The 20,729-nt window shown below is 72.3% G+C and carries 15 protein-coding genes; 7 read left to right on the top strand and 8 right to left on the bottom strand.

Annotated features, from left to right (window positions below):
- Positions 1-38: 38 nt before the first annotated feature.
- The 5 genes from EU555_RS03440 to EU555_RS03420 all read right to left on the bottom strand — a co-directional run bounded on the left by EU555_RS03440 (position 39) and on the right by EU555_RS03420 (position 8,486).
- Positions 39-2,204: a CHASE domain-containing protein gene (locus tag EU555_RS03440; RefSeq protein ID WP_342636462.1), complete on the bottom strand. Its 2,166-nt coding sequence runs from the start codon at positions 2,202-2,204 to the stop codon at positions 39-41.
- Positions 2,205-2,645: 441 nt separating this feature from the next.
- The gene (locus EU555_RS03435) at positions 2,646-5,744 is read right to left on the bottom strand and encodes an efflux RND transporter permease subunit (protein WP_135413054.1); all 3,099 of its coding nucleotides are present in this window, start codon (positions 5,742-5,744) and stop codon (positions 2,646-2,648) included.
- Between the two features lie 75 nt (positions 5,745-5,819).
- On the bottom strand, positions 5,820-6,902 hold the full coding sequence (locus EU555_RS03430) for an efflux RND transporter periplasmic adaptor subunit (protein WP_135413053.1): 1,083 nt from the start codon (positions 6,900-6,902) through the stop codon (positions 5,820-5,822).
- A complete protein-coding gene (locus EU555_RS03425) occupies positions 6,899-8,023 on the bottom strand; it encodes an efflux RND transporter periplasmic adaptor subunit (RefSeq protein WP_135413052.1) in 1,125 nt (374 codons plus the stop codon). Before EU555_RS03425 ends, EU555_RS03430 begins: the two co-directional genes overlap by 4 nt.
- A 178-nt stretch (positions 8,024-8,201) precedes the next feature.
- Positions 8,202-8,486 carry a hypothetical protein gene (locus EU555_RS03420; RefSeq protein ID WP_135413051.1) on the bottom strand — a complete coding sequence of 95 codons (285 nt, stop codon included), beginning with the start codon at positions 8,484-8,486 and terminating at the stop codon, positions 8,202-8,204.
- A 68-nt stretch (positions 8,487-8,554) separates the two neighbouring features.
- Here EU555_RS03420 and EU555_RS03415 point away from each other — a divergent pair, with 68 nt between their 5' ends.
- Positions 8,555-9,202, top strand: coding sequence for a TetR/AcrR family transcriptional regulator (locus EU555_RS03415; RefSeq protein WP_135413050.1), 648 nt, complete (start codon positions 8,555-8,557; stop codon positions 9,200-9,202).
- 46 nt (positions 9,203-9,248) lie between these two features.
- On the opposite strand, the gene EU555_RS03410 is transcribed toward EU555_RS03415, so the two are convergent.
- From EU555_RS03410 to ubiG, 3 genes are all read right to left on the bottom strand, one after another.
- Positions 9,249-10,223: an NADPH:quinone oxidoreductase family protein gene (locus EU555_RS03410; protein WP_135413049.1), complete on the bottom strand. Its 975-nt coding sequence runs from the start codon at positions 10,221-10,223 to the stop codon at positions 9,249-9,251.
- Positions 10,224-10,334: 111 nt separating this feature from the next.
- Positions 10,335-10,907 carry a YbhB/YbcL family Raf kinase inhibitor-like protein gene (locus EU555_RS03405; RefSeq protein WP_135413048.1) on the bottom strand — a complete coding sequence of 191 codons (573 nt, stop codon included), beginning with the start codon at positions 10,905-10,907 and terminating at the stop codon, positions 10,335-10,337.
- Positions 10,908-10,986: 79 nt separating this feature from the next.
- Entirely contained in the window at positions 10,987-11,736 is a 750-nt protein-coding gene (gene ubiG / locus EU555_RS03400) for a bifunctional 2-polyprenyl-6-hydroxyphenol methylase/3-demethylubiquinol 3-O-methyltransferase UbiG (RefSeq protein WP_135413047.1), read from the bottom strand.
- 175 nt (positions 11,737-11,911) lie between these two features.
- On the opposite strand from ubiG, the gene EU555_RS03395 reads away from it, so the two are divergent.
- The 6 genes from EU555_RS03395 (at position 11,912) to solA (ending at position 20,641) form a co-directional block, all read left to right on the top strand.
- A complete protein-coding gene (locus EU555_RS03395) occupies positions 11,912-13,147 on the top strand; it encodes an aspartate kinase (protein WP_135413046.1) in 1,236 nt (411 codons plus the stop codon).
- A gap of 162 nt (positions 13,148-13,309) precedes the next feature.
- Positions 13,310-15,571, top strand: a complete 2,262-nt coding sequence (gene ptsP, locus EU555_RS03390) for a phosphoenolpyruvate--protein phosphotransferase (protein ID WP_135413045.1) — start codon at positions 13,310-13,312, stop codon at positions 15,569-15,571.
- A 489-nt stretch (positions 15,572-16,060) separates the two neighbouring features.
- A complete protein-coding gene (prfA, locus tag EU555_RS03385; RefSeq protein ID WP_135413044.1) occupies positions 16,061-17,140 on the top strand; it encodes a peptide chain release factor 1 in 1,080 nt (359 codons plus the stop codon).
- Complete coding sequence (gene prmC, locus EU555_RS03380) at positions 17,137-18,003, top strand: peptide chain release factor N(5)-glutamine methyltransferase (protein WP_135413043.1); 867 nt, start codon at positions 17,137-17,139, stop codon at positions 18,001-18,003. Before prfA ends, prmC begins: the two co-directional genes overlap by 4 nt.
- Positions 18,004-18,436: 433 nt before the next feature.
- The gene (locus EU555_RS03375) at positions 18,437-19,456 is read left to right on the top strand and encodes a DUF4167 domain-containing protein (protein ID WP_135413042.1); all 1,020 of its coding nucleotides are present in this window, start codon (positions 18,437-18,439) and stop codon (positions 19,454-19,456) included.
- A gap of 57 nt (positions 19,457-19,513) precedes the next feature.
- The gene (gene solA, locus EU555_RS03370) at positions 19,514-20,641 is read left to right on the top strand and encodes an N-methyl-L-tryptophan oxidase (RefSeq protein ID WP_135413041.1); all 1,128 of its coding nucleotides are present in this window, start codon (positions 19,514-19,516) and stop codon (positions 20,639-20,641) included.
- Positions 20,642-20,729: the final 88 nt, after the last annotated feature.

The raw sequence follows: 20,729 nt of genomic DNA, 5'->3' as shown, positions 1-20,729 counted from the left end.
CTGCCCGCGAGGGGCCGCCGCCACGGCATCGAGGCCGGTCAGGAAACGATCATCTCACGGATGCGGGACGCCAGGGCGTCGACGGCGAACGGCTTGGTCATCACCGCCATGCCGGGTTCGAGCTGGCCGTTGCCGAGCAGGGCCGTCTCCGCGTAGCCGGTGATGAACAGGACCTTCAGGCCCGGACGGCCGACCCGGGCGGCGTCCGCCAGCTGGCGCCCGTTCATGCCGCCGGGCAGGCCCACATCCGTCACCAGCAGGTCGATGCGCGCGTCCGACTGCAGCACCCGCAAGCCCCCGGCTCCGTCCGCGGCCTCGACCGCGGTGTAGCCGAGGTCGCTCAGCACGTCGGTCACGAGCATGCGCACGGTCGGCTCGTCGTCCACGACCAGCACGGTCTCGCCGGCCCCGGCATGGGCCATCGGACGCCTCTCGGGGTCCGGCACCTCCGCGTCCACCGCGCCCCGATGTCGCGGCAGATACAGGCACACCGTCGTGCCCACGCCCACTTCGGAGGTGATCCGCACCTGCCCGCCCGACTGCTTGGCGAAGCCGTAGATCATCGACAGGCCGAGGCCCGTGCCCGCGCCCATCGGCTTGGTGGTGAAGAACGGGTCGAACGCCCGGGCGACGACCTCGGGCGGCATCCCGCTGCCGGTATCGGTCACGCACAGCGACAGGTACTGGCCCTCCGGCATGTCCTGCGCCTCCGCCTGCCGGCGGTCGAGCCAGCGATTGCCCGTCTCGATGACGATCCGGCCGCCGTCCGGCATCGCGTCCCGCGCGTTGATGCACAGGTTCAGGAGCGAGTTCTCGAGCTGCGAGGGATCGACCAGCGCGGGCCAGAGATCGTCGGCACCGACGTGCTGCACGTCGATGGCCGGGCCGACGGTGCGCTGGATCAGGTCGAGCATCCCCTCGACCAGCCTGTTCGTGTCGAGGGCCCGGGGTGCCAGCGTCTGGCGCCGCGAGAAGGCGAGAAGGCGGTGCGTCAGCGCCGCGGCCCGCTTCGACGCGCCCTGGGCCGCGACGATGTACTTCGCGACGTCCTTGGACCGGCCCTGGCCGATGCGGGCCTCGATCAGCTCCAGCGACCCGGAGATGCCTGCGAGCAGGTTGTTGAAATCATGCGCCAGGCCGCCGGTGAGCTGGCCCACCGCCTCCATCTTCTGCGACTGGCGCAGCACCTCTTCCATGCGGGCGCGGTCCTCACCGGCCTGCCGCAGGCGGTCGGCCGCATCCCGCAAGGCGCGCGTCCGTTCCTCGACCCGGGCTTCCAGGGAGGCGTTGAGCCGGCGGATCTCGTCCTGCGTGCGACGCTGCCGGAACGCGGCAAAGCCCAGCAAGGCCGTGGCGAGAAGGCCTCCGCCGCAGACGAGCCCGACCTCCAGCAGCGCCGAGCCGCGCCGCGGGGAGACGCGTTGCTCGAACCGCACGGTCCAGATGCGGCCACCCAGTTCGAGCGTCGTCTCGCGGGTGAGCCGGCCGGCGGCGGCGCTCGAACCCCGCGCGGACCGGTGCAGCAGCGTCGCCTCGCTGGGGAGCCCGTCGTAGATCGCGAAGGCGGCGTCCTCCTCGGCTTCGGCCGCCACGATGCTGTTGAACAGGTCGTCGGCCCGGAAGGCGCCGAAGATGAAGCCCAGGAACCGCCGTCGCCGCTCGTCGAGGTCGGGGGGTACGGGGCCGCCGGCATAGATCGGCATGGCGACGAGGAAGCCGGCCTGCTTGTTCGCGTCGATCTCCTGCACCAGCTGGATGCGCGCCGAGGCGGCCGGCAGGCCGGTGTCGCGCGCGCGCTCGACCATGTCGCGCCGGACCGGGTCGGACATCACGTCGTAGCCGATCGCGGCCTGGTTGCGCGGGTTGGGCGGCTCGGCGAACAGGACCGGACTGATCAGGGGATTGTCGGTCGCCGGGCGCACGCGGAAGCCGGGCACGCCCAGCGCCTCGGCCCGCGCGGCGAACCGCTCGCGTTCCGCGGCCGGCATGGTCGGCGTGAAGCCGATGCCGAGGAAGCCGGGATAGAGGCTCTGGAACTCGATGCGCTCCACGTAGGCCCGGAACTCCGCCAGCGTGACGGCATCGTCGTTGGCCGCGAACAGGCCGGCGGCCCCGCGCAGGAGGGCCGTGTAGGTGCGGAACTGGTCCTCGACCGTGCGCAGCTCGATCTCGGTGGCGTGGAGGAAGACCAGCCGGTCGCGCATCTCGGCCGAGCGCCAGATCAGGGCGGTGCTCAGCCCCGTCGCGAGCAGTCCCGCGATCAGGATCGCGCGTGGGATCCATCGCGCCGCCCGCGGCGCCGGGGGGATCGGGGTGGCCGTGGTCTCGAGCCGGGCCTGCGGCGGGGGAGGGTCGAGCAAGGGGAGACCGGACGGAGTGGCGGCGCGTCGTGCCGGACGGGCGGTGGCATGCCCGCCCATGATGGCGTCATCGGCGCGGTTTAGCGAGCCGTCGCGGACGGCCCCCCGGGTTCACCGACGAGCGCGCCCGGCCGGCGACCCGCACGCATCGCTCTCCGCGAACGGCTCTGCCGGCACCTCGCCTCCCCGCACCGACGCGATCGATCCGGACGCCCTCGCCTGGTCCGTCCGCGCCGTGGCGCGGCGCGGTGCGCGCCGGCCTCGCCGCGAGCGGGCGGCGGTCCCTCACGCCTCCGCCGGAGCGTGGGCCCGCGCGACCGGATGCCCGTCCGTCCGATGCCCGTCCTTCTTCTGCGGCCGGATCCGGTACCAGCCGACATAGAGCGCCGGCAGGAAGAACAGCGTCAGGAAGGTCGCCGCGATGATGCCGCCGATCATCGCGTAGGCCATCGGTCCCCAGAACACCTCGCGGGCGATCGGCACCATGCCGAGGCTCGCGGCCGCGGCGGTGAGCAGGATCGGGCGCATGCGGTGGCAGGTCGCCTCCACCACGGCGTTCCAGGGATCCATGCCCTCGGCCTCGAACTCGTCGATCTGGGTCACCAGGATCACGGCGTTGCGGATGATGATGCCGATCAGCGCCAGGATGCCGAGGATCGCCACGAAGCCCATCGGCGCGCCCGACGGCAGCAGGGCCGCCACGACGCCGATGAGGCCGAGCGGCGCCACGCTCGAGACAAGGAAGAGCTTCTGGATGCTCTGGAGCTGCACCATCAGGAAGAACGCCATGACGAGCAGCATCACCGGCACCACGGCGGCGATCGGTCCCTGGCCCTTGGCGCTCTCCTCGACCGCGCCGCCGGTCGCGAGGTCGTAGCCGTCCGGCAATTCGGCGCGGAACTGCGTCATGGCGGGTTCGAGGGCCGCCACCACGGTGGGCGGCTGGGTCGCGTCGGTGATCGAGGCGCGCACCGTGATGGTCGGCATCCGGTCGCGGCGCCAGACGATCGGCTGCTCGAGGTCGTAGTGGATCCGCGCGAAGGCGAGGAGCGGCACCGTCGCGCCGCCCGACGTCGCGATCTGCAGGCTCTCGAGGGTGTCGACCGAGCGGCGCTCCGCTCCTTGCGCCCGGCCGACCACGTCGACGAGGTAGATCGCGTCCCGGACCTGGGTGATCGAGGTGCCGCCGACCACCCCGTTGAGGATGCCGGCGATGTCCTGCGAGGTCACGCCGAGCTGGCGCGCCTTGTCCTGCAGGATCTCGACCCGCAGCACCTTGCCGGGCTCGTTCCAGTCGAAGGTCGGCAGGCCGACATGCGGGTTCTGCCCCACGAGACCGGCGAGCTTCAGCGCCTGCTGGCGCACCACCTGCAGGTCGGGGCCGCTGATGCGGTACTGGATCGGCCGGCCGACCGGCGGGCCGAGATCGAGGGTGTGGATGAAGGCGTCGATGCCGACGAAGTCGCGGCGCGCCAGCGCGGTGAGCCGCGCGATGGTCCGCTCGCGGGCCTCGAGCGAGCCGGTCTCGATCACGATCTGGCCGAAGAACGCATTCTGCAATTGCTGGTCGAGCGGCAGGTAGAAGCGGATCGCCCCCTGGCCGACATAGGAGCTCCACCGCTTGATGTCGGGATCGCCCTTCAGCGCCGCCTCGAACCGGTCCATCTGCGCCTTGGTCTCGGCGATGCTGGCATTCTGCGGCAGGGTCAGGTCGACCAGCACCTCGGGCCGGTCGGAGGAGGGGAAGAACTGCTGCTGCACGCGCCCCATGCCGACGATCGCGAGCCCCAGCATCCCGATGCAGACCGCGACCGTGATCCAGCGGAAGCGCATCGCCGGCAGGAGCAGGGCCCTGAACCCGGCGAGGAGCCGGCTGGGCTTGTCGTGGTGGCCCTTCATGGTCTTGGGCAGGATCTTCACGCCGATCAGGGGTGCGAACAGCACCGCCACCACCCAGGAGACGAGGAGCGAGGCCGCGATCACCACGAACAGCGAGTAGGTGTACTCGCCGGCGGCCGAGCCGTTGAAGCCGATCGGCAGGAAGCCCGCCACGGTGACGAGCGTGCCGGTGAGCATCGGGAAGGCGGTCGAGGTATAGGCGAAGGTCGCGGCCTTGTGCAGGCTGTCGCCGGCCTCGAGCCGTGCCACCATCATCTCGACCGTGATCATCGCGTCGTCGACGAGGAGGCCGAGCGCGATGATCAGCGCGCCGAGCGAGATGCGCTGCAGCGTCACCCCCATGATCTCCATGATCACGAACACGATGGCGAGCACGAGCGGGATCGAGAACGAGACCACGAGGCCGGCCCGCACCCCGAGGCTCAGGAACGAGACCACGAGCACGATCACCACCGCCTCGACGAGCGCCTTGGTGAAGCCGCCGACCGCCTCCTCGACGATGCGCGGCTGGTCCGACACGAGATGGATGCCCACCCCCACGGGCAGCTCGGCCTCGACCTGCCGCATCCGGCCCTTCAGCGCCTCGCCGAATTCCAGCAGGTTGCCGCTCTGCTGCATGGCGATGGCGAGCCCGATCGCAGGCTGGCCGTTGTAGCGGAAGAGCGCCTGGGGCGGGTCGGCGTAGCCGCGCTCGATCTCGGCCACGTCCGAGAGGCGGAAGAAGCGGTCGTTGACCCGCAGGTTGATGGCCTTCAGGCTGTTCTCGTCGGCGAACTGGCCGCCGACCCGCACCGAGACCCGCTCCGGCCCGGCCTGGATCACGCCCGAGGGCGCCACCGCGTTCTGGGCCTGCAGCGTCCTGATCACCGACTGCACGTCGATGCCGAGCCCGGCGAGCTTGCGGGTCGAGAAGTCGAGGGAGATCACCTCGTCCTGGGCGCCGAGGATCTGGGTCTTGCCGATGCTCGGCACCTTGATGATCCGGGTGCGGACCGTCTCGACGTAGTCGCGCAGCTGGCGCATCGAGAGCCCGTCGGCCGTGAAGGCGTAGACGTTGCCGTAGACGTCGCCGAACTCGTCGTTGAAGAACGGGCCCTGCATCCCCGACGGGAAGGTGCCCTTGATGTCGCCCAGCCGCTTGCGGACCTGGTAGAACAGCCACGGGATCGTCTTCGGCGGCGTGGTGTCGCGCAGCTGGACGAACACCGTCGCCTGGCCGGGCGTGGTGTAGCTCTTGGTGTAGTCCACCGCGCTGATCTGCTGCACCTCCTTCTCGATCCGGTCGGTGACCTGGTCGAGGGTGTCGCCGATGGTGGCGCCGGGCCAGGTCGCCTGCACGATCATGGTCTTGATCGCGAAGGCCGGGTCCTCCTCGCGGCCGAGCTTGCGGTAGGACATCGCGCCGGCGACGATCGCCACGATCATCAGGAACCAGACGAAGGAGCGGTGCGACAGCGCCCATTCGGAGAGGTTGAACGACTTCATCGGGCGCGGCCTCGCGCTGGAACGGCGTGGAGCGCCGGCCGCCGGGCCATGCGCTGCGGGATTGTCAGGACGGGCTCAGAGCCGCGCGGCGGCGAGGCGCACCGCCTGGCCGTCCTTCAGGCTGTGGATGCCCGCCACCACCACGGTCTCGCCGGCCTGAAGGCCGCCCTCGAGCGTCACCGCGTCGTCGTCGCGGCGGACGACCGCGACGTCGCGGCGCGAGACCGACCGGCCGTCGGGTGCGACCACCCAGACGCTGGTGCGGTTCTCCGCCTCCAGCAGGGCCGTCGCCGGCAGGGTGATGCGCGGCTTGGTGGCGCGCTCGAGGGCCACCGTGATGGTGGTGCCGAGGCGGAAGGCCACCGGCGGGTCGACGAGCGTCATGCGCACCCGGCGGGTGCGGGTGGCCGGATCGGCGAGCGGCCCGATCTCGCGCACCTTGCCCGTGGTGGTGATGGTCGGGGCAGCCTGCAGGGTCACGGTGAACGCGGTGCCGGCCTTGATGCCGGCCATCAGCCCGTCCGGGATGTCGACCACCGCCTCGCGGATGTCGGGGCGCGCCAGGGTCACCACCGACTGGCCGGCGCTCACCACCTGGCCGATCTCGGCGTTCCAGGCCGTTACCACCCCGTCGACATCGGCCTTCAGGGTGGCATAGCCGAGCTCGTCGGTCGCCTTCTGCAGCGCGGCCTTGGCCTGCGCGAGGCGGGCCGCCGCGGTGTCGCGGCTCGCCACCGCGCTGTCGAGGGCGGCCTGGGTGACGTTGCCGCCCTCGAACAGGGTGCGCTGGCGGGCCTCGACCGCGCTGGCATTGGCGAGCTGCGCCTCGGCATCGGTGACGTCGGCCCGGGCCCGGGTGACGGCGAATTGCAGCACGGTGGGATCGAGGGCGGCCAGCCGCGCGCCCTTCGGCACGAGGTCGCCGACATAGACGTCGCGGGCGACCATCCGGCCCGGCACCCGGAAGCCGGCCTGCGTCTGGTAGCGCGGCTCGACCGTGCCGGCGAAGGGCCCGAAGGTCTCGGCGGTGCGGGCCACGGCGGTGGTGGTGAGCACCGGGCGCACCGGCGGCGGCGCCTCGGCTTCCTTCGCCTGGCAGCCCGCGAGGGCCAGGACCGTGACGGCCAGAAGAGGGACGGGGGCGGATGCGCGCCTCATCGTGCGTCCTCCCCGACCACCGCCACCTTCTGGCCCGGGCGCAGGAGCTGGATCCCGGCTGTGACCACCCGCTCGCCCGGCGCGATGCCGCCGGCAAGCACGATGGCCGAGCCGGCATAGCGGTCGATCGCGACGGTCTTGGGCGCGACGGTGCCGTTCGCCGGATCGACCACCCAGACCGCCGGCCGGTCCTGCCAGCGAAACAGCGCGCTCCAGGGCAGCGAGATCGCCTGACGGGTCCGGAACCGGCCAAGCCCCGCCACCGCGGTGCCGAGCGACATCTCCGGCGGGACCTTCGTGAGGCCGATCTTCACCCGCACGCCGCCCGACGACGGATCGACCGCCGGCGAGATCTCCCGCACCGTGCCGGTGGTGCGCACCCGCGGATCGGACAGGAGGATGATGTCGATGGTCCCACCCTCCGGCCGCTCGGTGAGCAGCGTCTCGGGGACGATGAACACCGCGTCGCGCGGCCCGTCCTGGGCCAGGGTGAACACGGTCTGGCCGGACTGCACCACCTGGCCGGCCTCGGCGTTGCGGGCCGTGATGATGCCGGCGACCCCGGTCGTCAGCTCGGTGTAGGAGAACTGCTCGCGGGCATTGCCGAGATTGGCCTTGGCCGAATCGACCGAGGCCTGCGTGGTGCGCAGGGTCTGCTCGGCCTGGTCGTAGGCGGTCCGGGTCGTGTAGCCGCTGCGCATCAGCGATTGCTGGCGCTCGAAGCTGACCTTGGCCTGGGTCAGCAGGGCCTCGGCCGAGGCGAGGGCGGCCTGCGCGGTGTCGACGTTGACCTGCTGCTCCTGCGGCTCGAGGCGCGCGAGCACCTGGTCGGCGGTGACGTGCTCGCCGACCTCGACCAGGCGCTCCTGGATCTTGCCGCTGACCCGGAACGCGACGTTGGTCAGGAACTTGGCCTGGATGTCGCCGGTCACGACGGCCTGGGACGAGACCGGCGTGAGCCCGGCGGTGACCACCCGGACCTCGGCGAGCGCGCCAGTGCGGGCTGCCGCGGTCGCCTCGTCCTTGGCCGGGAAGGCGGGCGCGTCGGCGCGGGCCGCGCTCGCGGCCGCCAGGAGCAGGGCCAGCAGGGTAGCGCCCCGTGGGATCGGGCTTCGTCTCATGATCGTCGCGAGTGCCGGGTCGGTTGAGGCGGGGAAGGGCGTGAAGGAGCGGCCGCGAGGGGGCGGATGCGGCCGCTCCTTCCAGATGCGGGACGATCCCCGGGGGGAGAGCGCCCCGCATCTGTGGGGGGACATCCCGGCTCCCATGCCGGGACGAATCCGGGCGGCGGTGGACGGCTCAGAGCCGGCCAGGCTCGATCGTGCAGGCGGCGCAGGGCGCCGCGGGATCGAGGCAGGCGGCGCAGGGCGCCGCGGGATCGAGGCGGGTCCAGGCCAGAAGGCCGGCCCAGCCCACGAGGGCGAACAGAACGAGCGCCAGGGCCGAGGGCGAGAGGCGCCGGGGCAGGAGCGGCCGGCCGGCAGCCACCGGCGGGGCGTGCAGGTCGAGGCCGTTCGGCAGGCGGGTGAACCCGGGCCGGTTCGGCGCGGTTGGGTGGGACGGGCAAGCCACCGGGCGGGGCATGGCGCGCTCCTTGAAGGCGACGCCCGCTTCGTACTAATAACTGACCAGACAGTCAATAAGGGTGCGAGATGGCAGCGGCGGAACGGCGACGGCGGCGCAAGGAGGAGCGGCCCGGGGAGATCCTGGAAGCCGCATTCGAGGAATTCGCGCGGTCGGGCTTCGCCGCCACCAAGCTGGACGACGTCGCGGCCCGGGCCGGCATCACCAAGGGGACGATCTACCTGTACTTCCCGAGCAAGGAGGACCTCTTCCTCGCGACCGTGCGGGAGATGAACAGGCCGTCGCAGGAGAACCTGGCGGCGCTCACCGCCGCCCCGCAGGGTTCCGCGATGGCGATCCTGCGCAGCCATTTCGCGTTCGTGTACGCGCACATGGTCGAGGACCGGCGCGCCCGCGAGATCCTCCGGATGCTGATGGCCGAGGTGAGCCGGTTTCCCGACCTCGCCGACCGCTGGCGCGCCGAGGTGATCGGGCCGGCGGTGGAAGCCCTGCGGCGGGTGGTGCGCTACGGAATCGCGCGGGGCGAGTTCCGCGCTTCCGCGGCGGAGGAGTTTCCCCACCTCCTGTTCGCCCCCGTCATCATGGCCTGCACCTGGCGGCTGATGTTCGGGGACGATCACGCCCTCGACGGCGCGGCCTACCTGGAGGGCCATCTCGACCTGATGGCGAGGGGACTGGCCTGCCTGCCCGAGGAGGCGCGGTCGGCCGGGGAGTGAGGGCAGGGTCCGTCACCTCCGCCCCCCTCCGGATGGACACCGCCCGTCAGGGCCGCAGCAGCACCTTCCCCATCGCCTCCCGGCGCGCCAGGATGCCGAGGGCGGCGGCCGCCTCCTCCAGCGGGTAGACGCCGTGCACCTTCGCGGAGAGCCGCCCCTCCTTGACCAGCGACAGCAGGCGGGCCTGGTTGGCGGTGTGGCCCTCGGGCTCGCGCCGCAGGAAGGCGCCCCAGAACACGCCCTGGATGTCGATGCCCTTCAGGAGCGCGAGGTTCAGCGGGATCTTGGGGATCTCGCCGGCCGCGAAGCCGACGACCAGGAACCGGCCCTTCCAGTTGAGCGAGCGCAGGGCCGGCTCGGAATAGGCGCCGCCGACGGGATCGTACACGACGTCGATGCCGGCCTCGCCCCCGACCCGCTTCAGCCCGTCGCGGAGCGGTTCCTGGCTGTAGTCGAGGGTGAGGTCGGCGCCGTGGGCCTTCGCGAGGTCGAGCTTCTCGGCCGAGGAGGCGCAGGCGATCACCCGCGCGCCCATCGCGTGGCCGAGCTCCACCGCCGCGAGGCCGACGCCGCCGGTGGCGCCGAGCACCGCCAGGGTCTCGCCGGGCTTCAGGTTGGCCCGGTCCTGCAGCGCGTGCAGCGAGGTGCCGTAGGTGACGGTGAGACCCGCCGCCTGCTCGTCGCTGACGCCCTCCGGCACCGCGGTCAGACCGGAGACCGGCGCCACCACCCGCTCGCGGCAGGCGCCGTAGCCGAGATGGACGATGACCCGCTCGCCGACGCCGAAACCCTCCGCGCCCGGCCCCAGCGCCTCGATGATCCCGCAGGCCTCGGCGCCGGGCGAGAACGGCAGCTCCGGCTTCACCTGGTAGCGGCCGGCGATGATCAGCGTGTCGAAGAAGTTGAGCGCCGCGACCGTCACCCGCACCAGGGCCTCGCCCGGGCCGGGCACCGGATCCGGCACCTCCTCGATCACCAGGTCCTCCGGGCCGCCGAGCGCCTTGCACAGCAGTGCCTTCATCGCCACCGATCCTCCCCGCCGCGCGTCCGGCGGCTCAGGCGTCGAGTCGTGGGCCAGGCCGCGCCCGCTGGCAAGCGGGACCGTCGGCAAGGAGCACCGCTGCAGGCGGAGTCAGGGCCGCTCGTAGGTGCCGGTCAGCACGCCCTTGGCCAGGACGTGGCCGTGCATGGCCGCCAGGAGCGCGCCGCGGCCGGGGGTCCCGTCGAGCCCGAGATGGCGGTCCAGCGCGTAGACCTGGAACAGGTAGCGGTGCGGGCCGTGGCCGGTCGGCGGGTCGGGCGGCAGGTAGCCGGGCTTCAGGAAGGTGTTCCGGCCGACCTCCTTGATCGTGCCGTCGGAGCCCGGGCTCGCCAGCGCGCCCTCGGGCAGGTCGCCGTCGCCGGCCGGAAGGTCCCACGCGATGGCATGGACGATCGGCTTCGGCGTCGGGCTGTCGGCATCCTCCACCAGCAGGACCAGGGCGGTGGCGCCGGCCGGGATCCCGCTCCAGGCGAGCGGCGGCGAGAGCTTGGCCCCGTCCTGGGTGAAGCGGGCCGGCAGGGCGGCGCCGTCGGCGAAGGCCGGGCTCGTCACCCGGATGGCGGCGGGGGCGGCCTCGAACGCGGCGTGGTAGGCGGTCTTCGCGATGCCGGCCTTGAGGCCCGACAGGGCCTCGCCCAGGGCGTGCGGAATTGTCTCCAGCATGAACAAGTCTCCTCGCGTCGCCGAGGCGACGATGGTCGTTGCGGCGACAACCGGAGGAGAGGGGCGGGGGTTGCCCGGGTCAGGCCGACGGCCTCCCGGCTGCGATCATGTAGTTCACCGCCGTGTCGCGGGCGGTGCCCCAGCGGCCGGTGAGCGGGTTGAAGACGACGCCGGTCGTGTCGGTGAGCGAGAGCCCGCCCGATTCGACGGCGTTGCGCAGCTCGTCCGGGGTGACGAACTTCTCCCAGTCGTGGGTGCCCTTCGGCAGCCAGCCGAGGACGTATTCCGCCCCGACGATGGCGAGCGCGAAGGAGCGCATCGTCCGGTTGATGGTCGCGGCGAAGAGCAGGCCGCCGGGCTTCACCGCCGCGCAGGCCGTGCGCACGAAGGCCGGCATGTCGGTGACGTGCTCGACCACCTCCATGGCGCAGACCACGTCGAACCGCTCGCCCGCCGCCACCACCGCCTCGATCGTCTCGGCCCGGTAGCGCACCGGTACCCCGGCCGCGTCGGCATGGGCCTGCGCGATCGTCACGTTGCTCACGGCGGGGTCGAGGCCGGTGACCTCGGCGCCAAGGCGCGCCAGCGGCTCCGACAGCACGCCGCCGCCGCACCCGACATCGACGAGGGTGAGGCCCGACAGGGGCGCCGGCGCCAGCGGGTCGCGGCCGAGATGGCGGCAGACCGTGTCGCGGATGTAGGTCAGGCGGACCGGGTTGAACCGGTGCAGCACCCGCATCGGCCCGGCCTCGTCCCACCAGGTCGCGGCGAGGCGATCGAAGCGGGCGACCTCGTCGCGGTCGATCGAGGGTCCGGTCGGTTCGCTCATCGGCGCCAGGCCTTCCTGCGGGGACAACGTCGTCTCCGGCCGAGGTAGCGCAGGCGACGCCTCCGGCCAACCGCCGCGATGGCCCGCGGCGTTGACACCGCCCCGGCCCGCTTGTACCCGCCGAGCGCCCGCGGCCCGGCGCCGCGGCCAGACGAGATTGTTCGATCGGATCCCCATGCCCCGCCTGGTGATGAAATTCGGCGGCACCTCCGTCGCCACGGTCGACCGCATCCGCAACGTCGCCCGCCACGTCGCCCGCGAGGTGCGGGCCGGCTACGAGGTCGCGGTCGTCGTCTCGGCGATGTCCGGCAAGACCAACGAGCTGGTGGCCTGGTGCAAGGAGGCCTCGCCCCTCTACGCCCAGTCCGAGTACGACGCGGTGGTCGCCTCCGGCGAGCAGGTCACCTCGGGGCTGCTCGCCGTCGTGCTGAACGAGATGGGCCTCAAGGCCCGCTCCTGGCAGGGCTGGCAGATCCCGATCGAGACCTCCGACCAGCACGGCTCTGCCAGGATCCAGCACATCGACGGCGCCAGGCTCGATGCCGGCTTCAAGCGCGGCGAAGTCGCGGTGATCGCCGGCTTCCAGGGCATCCATCCCGAGACCGGCCGGGTGACGACGCTCGGCCGCGGCGGCTCCGACACCAGCGCGGTCGCGGTCGCGGCGGCGATCGGCGCCGAGCGCTGCGACATCTACACCGACGTCGACGGCGTCTACACCACCGACCCGCGGGTGGTGCCGCGGGCCAAGCGCCTCGAGCGGGTCGCCTTCGAGGAGATGCTCGAGATGGCGTCGCTCGGCGCCAAGGTGCTCCAGGTGCGCTCGGTCGAGCTCGCCATGGTGCACCGGGTGCCGACCACCGTGCGCTCCTCCTTCGACGACCCCGACGACGCCCGCCCCGGCACCCTCATCTGCGACGAGGACGATATCGTGGAACAGCAGATCATCACGGGCATCGCCTTCTCGAAGGACGAGGCCCAGATCACGCTTCGCCGGGTGAAGGACAAGCCCGGCATCGCGGCCGCCATCTTCGGCCCGCTCGCCGATGCCAACATCAACGTCGACATGATCATCCAGGTCGTGTCGGGCGACGGGGCGGCCACCGACATGACCTTCACGGTGCCGGCGGCGGAATACGAGCGCTCGCGCGCGATCCTCGACGCGCAGCGCCATGCGGTCGAGTTCGAGCGGATCGAGGGCGCCACCGACGTGGTCAAGGTCTCGGCGATCGGCGTCGGCATGCGCAGCCACGCCGGCGTTGCCGCCAAGGCGTTCCGGGCGCTGGCCGAGAAGGGCATCAACATCCGGGCGATCACCACCTCCGAGATCAAGTTCTCGGTGCTGATCGACGCGGCCTATACCGAGTTGGCGGTGCGCACGCTCCACTCGCTCTACGGCCTCGACAAGGCCTGACCGGAGCAGGGCATCGCCCCGCTCCCCCGGAAGGATGCTTGCCGGCCGGGCGCCTGACTCGCTATACGGCGATGACGGGGCCGATGCGTCAGGCCCGCGCGAGCCAAGCCTCACGGTTGCGCCGCGCCGGGTCCGGCTCGCCACAGGGTGGAACACGACACGATGCCCGCAGCGCCTGGAGGCCCGCGCCTGCTACTGCGCCGCCTTCGCGAGGCCATGGCGGAGCCGGTCGGCCCGCAGGCGCGCCTCGACCGCATCGTCGTGCTCATCGCGTCCAACATGGTCGCGGAGGTCTGCTCCGTCTACGTCCTGCGGGACGACGGCATGCTGGAGCTGTTCGCCACGGAAGGCCTCAACCGCGAGGCGGTGCACCTCACCACCATGCGGGCCGGCGAGGGCCTGGTCGGCCTGATCGCCGCCACCGCCGAGCCGCTCTCCCTCTCCGACGCCCAGGCGCATCCCGCCTTCTCCTACCGCCCGGAGACCGGCGAGGAGGTCTACCACGCCTTCCTGGGCGTGCCGCTCCTGCGGGCCGGCAACACGCTCGGCGTGCTGGTGGTGCAGAACCGCACCTACCGGGTCTATTCCGAGGAGGAGATCGAGGCGCTCCAGACCACCGCGATGGTGCTCGCCGAGATGATCGCCTCGGGCGAGCTCCAGGCGCTGTCGCCCGGCACCGTCAGCGCCTCGCGCCGGGCGCTCTCCCAGAGCGGCGTGGCGCTCGCCGACGGCGTGGGCCTCGGCCACGTCGTGCTGCACGAGCCGCGCATCGTGGTGCGCAACCTGATCGCCGAGAACGTCGAGCGCGAGGCCTCGCGCCTCGACACGGCCATCGCCGAGGTGCGGGCGGCCATCGACGACCTCGTCGAGCGCGGCGACGTCGCGGGCGCCGGCGAGCACCGGGAGGTGCTCGAGACCGTCCGGATGTTCGCCCACGACCAGGGCTGGCTGCGGCGGATGCGCGAGGCGGTGCTGTCGGGCCTCACCGCGGAGGCCGCGGTGGAGCGGGTGCAGTCCGACAACCGCGCCCGCATGCTGCGCCAGAGCGATCCCTACCTGCGCGAGCGCCTGCACGACCTCGACGACCTTGCCAACCGGCTGCTGCGCCAGCTCGTCGGCCGCGAGGGGATCGGCCCCTCGGCGATGCCCGAGAACGCCATCCTGGTGGCCCGCTCGATGGGGCCGGCAGCCCTCCTCGACTACGACCGTGCCCGCCTGCGCGGGGTGGTGCTGGAGGAGGGCGGGCCGACGAGCCACATCGCCATCGTGGCGCGCGCCCTCGGCATCCCGGCGGTGGGCGAGGTGGCCAACGCCACCGCCCTCGTCGAATCCGGCGACGCCATCATCGTCGACGGCGGGGCCGGCGAGATCCAGATCCGCCCCGGGCCGGAGATCGAGGCGGCCTATGCCGAGAAGGCGCGCCTGCGGGCGCGGCGCCAGGAGCAGTACCGCTCGTTGCGCGACCTGCCCTCGGTCACCCGCGACGGCGTGCCGGTCACGCTCCAGCTCAATGCCGGCCTGATCGTCGACCTCTCGCACCTCGCCGAGACCGGGGCCGAGGGCGTCGGGCTGTTCCGCACCGAGTTGCAGTTCATGGTGGCCGAGCGGATGCCGACGGCGGCCGAGCAGCAGGTTCTGTACGAGACGGTGTTCGACGCCGTCGGCGACCGGCCGGTGACGATCCGGACCCTCGACATCGGCGGCGACAAGGTGCTGCCCTACATGAAGGCCCTCGAGGAGGAGAACCCGGCGCTCGGCTGGCGGGCGATCCGCATCGGGCTCGACCGGCCGGGCCTCCTGCGCATGCAGTTGCGCGCGCTGCTCAAGGCCGCGCGGGGGCGTCCGCTCAAGATCATGTTCCCGATGGTCGCGACCGTGGAGGAGTTCGTCCGCGCCCGGGCGATCGTCGAGCGCGAGAAGGCGCACCTTGCCCGCCATGGCTATCCGCTGCCGGTGGATTGCCGCCTCGGCGTCATGGTCGAGGTGCCCTCGCTGCTGTTCCAGATGGACGAGATCGCGGCGGAGGCCGATTTCCTGTCGGTCGGATCGAACGACCTGATGCAGTTCCTGTTCGCGGTCGACCGCGAGAACCGCCAGGTCGCCAACCGCTTCGACCCCTTGAGCGCCGCCGCGCTCCGGGCCTTCCGGCTCATCGCCGAACGGGCCGCGGCCGCCGGCACCCCGGCCACGGTCTGCGGCGAGATCGGCGGCCGGCCGCTCGAGGCGATGGCGCTGATCGGCCTCGGCTTCCGGGCCCTCTCGATGTCCCCGGCCTCGCTCGGCCCGGTGAAGGCGATGGTGCTGGGGCTCGACGCCGCGGCGGTCTCGGCCTTCCTGGAGCAGGAGCTGGCGCGGACCCGCGACGGCGCCTCGCTACGCCCGGCGCTCGCCGCCTTCGCCGAGGCGCACGGCGTTCCGGTCTGACGGGCCCGACGCGGGAAGCGGTTCGGTAACCCCCGGCGCGCGATAAATCTGACGTTGGGAAAGAGACCTTCTCCGGCCGCGAAGGCCCCGTGGCATGCGGGGCTTGCGGCGGAATCGCCGGCCGCCGCCTTTCGAGCTGGCGCTGACTGGAGAGGGGGTGAAAGATGTGAACGGCTGGCCGTTCGTGACGATCACCGTCATGAAATGCCCGACCGGATGGGTTGTCACCATCACGATCGGGCTGATCTAACGAGGTCTACCCAACAAGAGGGGTCGCGGGCTGCCACCCGCGGCTCCTCGCCTTGAAGATAGGCCGAGAGGCGCGCATCCGCAAAGGGGCTCGCGCGCCCGCTGCGGGCCAGACCGGCCTTTGTCCACCGTTGCGCCGACTCCCCAACCCCCGCAGACCTGCTATACGCGGCACCACTCCGGCGCCGGGCGCGGGCCGCCCCGGCTGAACCGGCCGCTGCCAATGGCCATATCTCCTGCATGATCGCGATCCCGTCCGACCGTCTCGACGCCATCCTGGCCCGCCACGACATCGTCACCGCCACCTTGAGCGCCGGCGAGGCCGACGCGGAGAGCTTCGTGCAGCTCTCGCGCGAGCTGTCCGACCTCGACGGCGTGGTCGAGGCGATCCGCGCCTTTCGGGCCGCCGACGAGGCCTTGCGCGGCGTCGAGGAGATGATCGAGGAGGGCGACCCGGAGATGCGGGCCCTCGCCGCCGAGGAGAAGCCCGACGCCGAGGCGGCCCGCGACGCCGCCGCCCGGGCGCTCCAGCTCCTGCTCCTGCCCAAGGACGCCGCCGACGAGAAGAGCGCCATCCTGGAGGTGCGCGCCGGCACCGGCGGCGACGAGGCGGCGCTCTTCGCCGGCGATCTCTTCCGGATGTATTCCCGCTACGCCGACCTGAAGGGCTGGAAGGTCGAGGTGATCTCCGAGAGCCCCGGCACGATGGGCGGCTACCGCGAGGTCGTGGCCGAGGTGAAGGGGCGGGGCGTCTTCGCGCGGCTGAAGTTCGAGAGCGGCGCCCACCGGGTCCAGCGCGTGCCCGACACCGAGACGCAGGGACGCATCCACACCTCGGCCGCCACCGTGGCGGTTCTGCCGGAGGCGGAGGAGGTCGATGTCCAGGTCAACGAGGCCGACCTGAAGATCGACACGATGCGGGCGCAGGGGGCGGGCGGCCAGCACGTCAACAAGACCGAATCGGCGATCCGCATCACCCACGTGCCGAGCGGCATCGTGATCTTCGTCCAGGAGGAGCGCTCGCAGCACAAGAACCGCGCCCGCGCCATGGCGCTGCTGCGGGCCAAGCTCTACGAGCAGGAGCGCAGCCAGAAGGATGCCGCCCGCGCCGCCGACCGCCGGGCCCAGGTCGGCAGCGGCGACCGCTCGGAGCGCATCCGCACCTACAACTTCCCGCAAGGCCGGGTGACCGACCACCGCATCAACCTGACGCTCTACCGGCTCGAGGAGGTGATGGCCGGCACCGCCCTCGACGAGGTGGTGGACGCGCTGATCACCGAGCACCAGGCGGCTCTGCTCGCCGCCGAGGGGATGGCGTGACGGCGATCACCGCGGAGACGAGCCGGATCGCCGCCCGGGCCCGCGCCGCGGACGCCCTCGCCGCCCACGGCATCGAGACCGCCGCCCTCGACGCCCGCATCCTGGTCGAGGAGGCGCTGGGCGTCACGGCCACCGATCTGGCCCTGCGCGGGAGCGATCCGGTCGGGCGGGACGGCGCGGAGCGCCTCTCCGCCTACCTGGCCCGACGCGCGGCCGGCGAGCCGGTGGCCCGGATCATCGGCGCCTGGGAGTTCTGGGGCCTGACCTTCGGGCTCTCGCCCGAGACCCTGGTGCCGCGCCCCGACACCGAGACCCTGGTCGAGGCGGCCCTCGCCCTTGGCCTGGCCGTGGACGGTCCGCACCGGGTCGTCGATCTCGGCACCGGCTCGGGCTGTCTTCTGGTGGCATTGCTCACCGAATGGCCGCAGGCGCGCGGTCTCGGCCTCGACCGGTCGCACGGTGCGCTCCGCACCGCCCAGGCCAATGCAGCGCGCAACGGTGTCTCCGATCGCGCCGCCTTCGCGGCCGGGGACTGGGCCGCGGCGCTCGCCGGGCCGGTCGACGTCGTCGTGGCGAACCCGCCCTACATCGCGAGCGGGGTCATTGCGGGCCTGTCCGGGGAGGTGCGCGACCACGATCCGCGTCTGGCCCTCGACGGCGGGCCCGACGGGCTCGACGCCTACCGCGCCATCCTGGCGCAGGTGCCTCCCCTCCTGGCGCCGGGGGGCCATCTCCTCGTCGAGATCGGCTACGACCAGGAGAGGGCCCTGCTGCGGCTCGCCGCCGCGCACGGGCTGTCGGCGCGGGTGCGGCGGGATCTGTCCGGCCACCCGCGGGTGGTCGCGATGGCGGTGCCGGCATAGTGCTGACGGGGAATATCCAGGTTCCCGTGGCCTTTGTGCACGGAATCCGTGCGAAAACACCGCGAAGACACTTGGCGGGACCAGCCGAACCCGCTAACGTCCCGGGGTAGATCGTGAACGGTCCGGATCCCACAGCCAGGCTCAGTTCTCGGGCGCGACATTGAGCGCGGACCTTTGGACGATCTTCCACCACCGGGCAGACCAATCAGCGCGTAGGCGGTCCGGTGACCCGCATCTGTGGATCGACGGTGGCCGGACCGTGAGACGGACCGCGGTCGCACAGGGCACGGCGGACATCGCTGCGGAGACGGACATGGCCCGGCAGAGGCCCCCCGGCTCCACGGACGAAGGACCGCCACGCGCGTGAAGTCCCGCCCTTCAAGTCGTCGAAGAGGGTCAGTCGAGACCGATGAGACCGAACCAGAACAGGCGTATGCGTGGCCGTAACCGCAGCAACAAGGGACCGAACCCGCTCACCCGGGCCTACGAATCGAACGGTCCTGATGTGAAAATCCGCGGCACGGCCCAGCACATCGCCGAGAAGTACGCCCAGCTCGCCCGTGACGCCCAGGCGAGCGGCGATCCGGTGATGGCCGAGAACTACTTCCAGCACGGCGAGCATTATTACCGTATCATCTCGGCCGCGAACGAGCAGTATCGTCAGCAATACGGCGGCAATTTCGGTCGCCAGGGCTACGACGACGACGAGGAGGGCGACGACGAGGGCGCGCCGACGAACGGCTACGCGCCGCAGGAGCGCGGCGTCAACGGCTACGCCGCCTCCGGCTACGGCGCCCCGGACGATTACGGCGATCCCGGCCAGCAGCCCCAGCCCTACGACAGCCGCGACGACCGCCCGTCCCGCTTCGACCGGCAGGATCGGCAAGAGCGCCAGGACCAGCGGCAGGACCGGCCCGACCGCCAGGAGCGCCGCGAGCGGTTCCAGAACCGGCAGGAGCGCCAGCAGCGCGACCGCCAGGATCGCCCTGAGCGCCAGGGCGGCGATCGGCAGGACCTCTCCCGTGCCGAGCAGCCGCGTCCGGAACCCGGGCGGCAGGAGGGTCCGAGGCAGGACAGCCCCAGGCCGGAAAATCTGCGCCAGGATGGTCCGCGCCAGGACGGCCCCCGGCAGGACGGCTACCGCGAGGGCGGCCGGTCCGAATTCCGCCGCGAGCGCCGCCGCGAGGAGCCCCGCTCCGAGCCGGTCCTGGCCGCCGACGAGCCGACCGGGCTGCCGGCCTTCCTGACAACCCCGGTGCGCCCGGTCTCTCCCGCGCCCGCCCCGGTCGAGGACGCGCCGCCGCCGCCCCCCGCCGCACCTGTCGAGGCCCAGGACGACGCGCCCGCGCCGCGCCCCCGCCGCCGCCGCCGCACCCGGTTCGAGGGCATCGAGGGCGGGGCCGAGCCGTCGGGCGAGCTGTTCCCGAAGCCCGCCGAACCGTCGGGCGAGTGAGGTCTCGGGCCCGGCCTCCCGAGAGGGGGCCGGGCGCGACGCGAGAGGAATCGGCGCGTGTCACGCCCCTACGATGTCATCGTGCTCGGGATCGGCGGCATGGGGTCCGCCGCCTGCTGGCACCTCGCCCGCCGCGGCCAGCGGGTGCTCGGGCTCGAGCGCTTCGACATCCCGCACGCCATGGGCTCGTCCCACGGCGTCAACCGCATCATCCGCCTCGCCTATTTCGAGGATCCGTCCTACGTGCCGCTGCTGCGGCGCGCCTACGAGAACTGGCGCGAGGCGCAGACGCGGTTCGGCGAGCAACTCCTGTACGTCACCGGCTCGATCGATGCCGGGCCGGAGGACAGCCGGGTGGTGCAGGGGGCGCTCACCGCCTGCCGCCTCCACGACCTGCCGCACGAGACCCTCGATGCGCGGGCGCTGAACGCGCGCTTCCCCGGCTACACGCTGCCTCACGGGCACGCGGCGGTGCTGCAGGCCGAGGGCGGCTTCGTCGCCTCGGAGCGCGCCATCGTGGCCCATGTCGCCCTGGCGCAGGAGGAGGGGGCGGACATCCGGGCCCGCGAGCGCGCCCTGTCCTGGGAGCCGGCGGGCGACGGGGTGCGGGTGCGAACCGAGCGCGGCACCTACGAGGCCGGCCGCCTCGTCCTCGCGGCCGGCGCCTGGATGCAGGACATCGTGCCGGCGCTCGCCGGCCGCGCGGTTCCGGAGCGCCAGGTGCTCGGCTGGTTCCAGCCCCGCGACCCCGGCGCCTTCACGCTCCGGAATTTCCCGGTCTTCAACGCCCTGTTCGAGGAAGGCCATTTCTACGGCTTCCCCGCCTGGGGCCAGCCCGGCTTCAAGCTCGGGCGCTACCACCACCTCAACGAGACCGGCCCGGCCGAGACCATCGACCGCGAGGTCCACGCTCATGACGAGGCGGCCCTGCGGGTCGCGCTCGCCCGCTACTTCCCGAAGGCGGACGGGCCGACCATGGCGTTGCGCTCCTGCCTGTTCACCAACACGCCGGACGAGCACTTCGTCCTCGACACCCTGCCGGACCTGCCGCAGGTGGTGGTCGCCTCCCCGTGCTCGGGCCATGGCTACAAGTTCTGCAGCGTGATCGGCGAGATCCTGGCGGATCTGGCGATCGACGGCGAGACGCGGTTCGAGATCGGCTTGCACCGGATCGGGCGTTTGTGACGCCATCGCCGGCTGCGGGACCCGTGCGATCTCCGGCCGATGCATGATGTGCTCGACGAGCGCCGTCCCGTCCCGCTCTCACGACGAT

Origin of the sequence: Methylobacterium nonmethylotrophicum, from assembly GCF_004745635.1 — a bacterium.
Classification (GTDB): Bacteria; Pseudomonadota; Alphaproteobacteria; order Rhizobiales; family Beijerinckiaceae; genus Methylobacterium; species Methylobacterium nonmethylotrophicum.
The sequence above is the reverse complement of the archived record's forward strand: the minus strand, read 5'-3'. Positions and strand labels throughout refer to the sequence as shown.

What these genes read in the sequence shown, in the direction of transcription:
- EU555_RS03440 (WP_342636462.1), bottom strand. Translation starts at nt 2,204, where the DNA reads ATGCGCGACCGGCTGGTCTTCCTCCACGCCACCGAGATCGAGCTGCGC.
- EU555_RS03435 (WP_135413054.1), bottom strand. Translation starts at nt 5,744, where the DNA reads ATGAAGTCGTTCAACCTCTCCGAATGGGCGCTGTCGCACCGCTCCTTC.
- EU555_RS03430 (WP_135413053.1), bottom strand. Translation starts at nt 6,902, where the DNA reads ATGAGGCGCGCATCCGCCCCCGTCCCTCTTCTGGCCGTCACGGTCCTG.
- EU555_RS03425 (WP_135413052.1), bottom strand. Translation starts at nt 8,023, where the DNA reads ATGAGACGAAGCCCGATCCCACGGGGCGCTACCCTGCTGGCCCTGCTC.
- EU555_RS03420 (WP_135413051.1), bottom strand. Translation starts at nt 8,486, where the DNA reads ATGCCCCGCCCGGTGGCTTGCCCGTCCCACCCAACCGCGCCGAACCGG.
- EU555_RS03415 (WP_135413050.1), top strand. Translation starts at nt 8,555, where the DNA reads ATGGCAGCGGCGGAACGGCGACGGCGGCGCAAGGAGGAGCGGCCCGGG.
- EU555_RS03410 (WP_135413049.1), bottom strand. Translation starts at nt 10,223, where the DNA reads ATGAAGGCACTGCTGTGCAAGGCGCTCGGCGGCCCGGAGGACCTGGTG.
- EU555_RS03405 (WP_135413048.1), bottom strand. Translation starts at nt 10,907, where the DNA reads ATGCTGGAGACAATTCCGCACGCCCTGGGCGAGGCCCTGTCGGGCCTC.
- ubiG (WP_135413047.1), bottom strand. Translation starts at nt 11,736, where the DNA reads ATGAGCGAACCGACCGGACCCTCGATCGACCGCGACGAGGTCGCCCGC.
- EU555_RS03395 (WP_135413046.1), top strand. Translation starts at nt 11,912, where the DNA reads ATGCCCCGCCTGGTGATGAAATTCGGCGGCACCTCCGTCGCCACGGTC.
- ptsP (WP_135413045.1), top strand. Translation starts at nt 13,310, where the DNA reads ATGCCCGCAGCGCCTGGAGGCCCGCGCCTGCTACTGCGCCGCCTTCGC.
- prfA (WP_135413044.1), top strand. Translation starts at nt 16,061, where the DNA reads ATGATCGCGATCCCGTCCGACCGTCTCGACGCCATCCTGGCCCGCCAC.
- EU555_RS03375 (WP_135413042.1), top strand. Translation starts at nt 18,437, where the DNA reads ATGCGTGGCCGTAACCGCAGCAACAAGGGACCGAACCCGCTCACCCGG.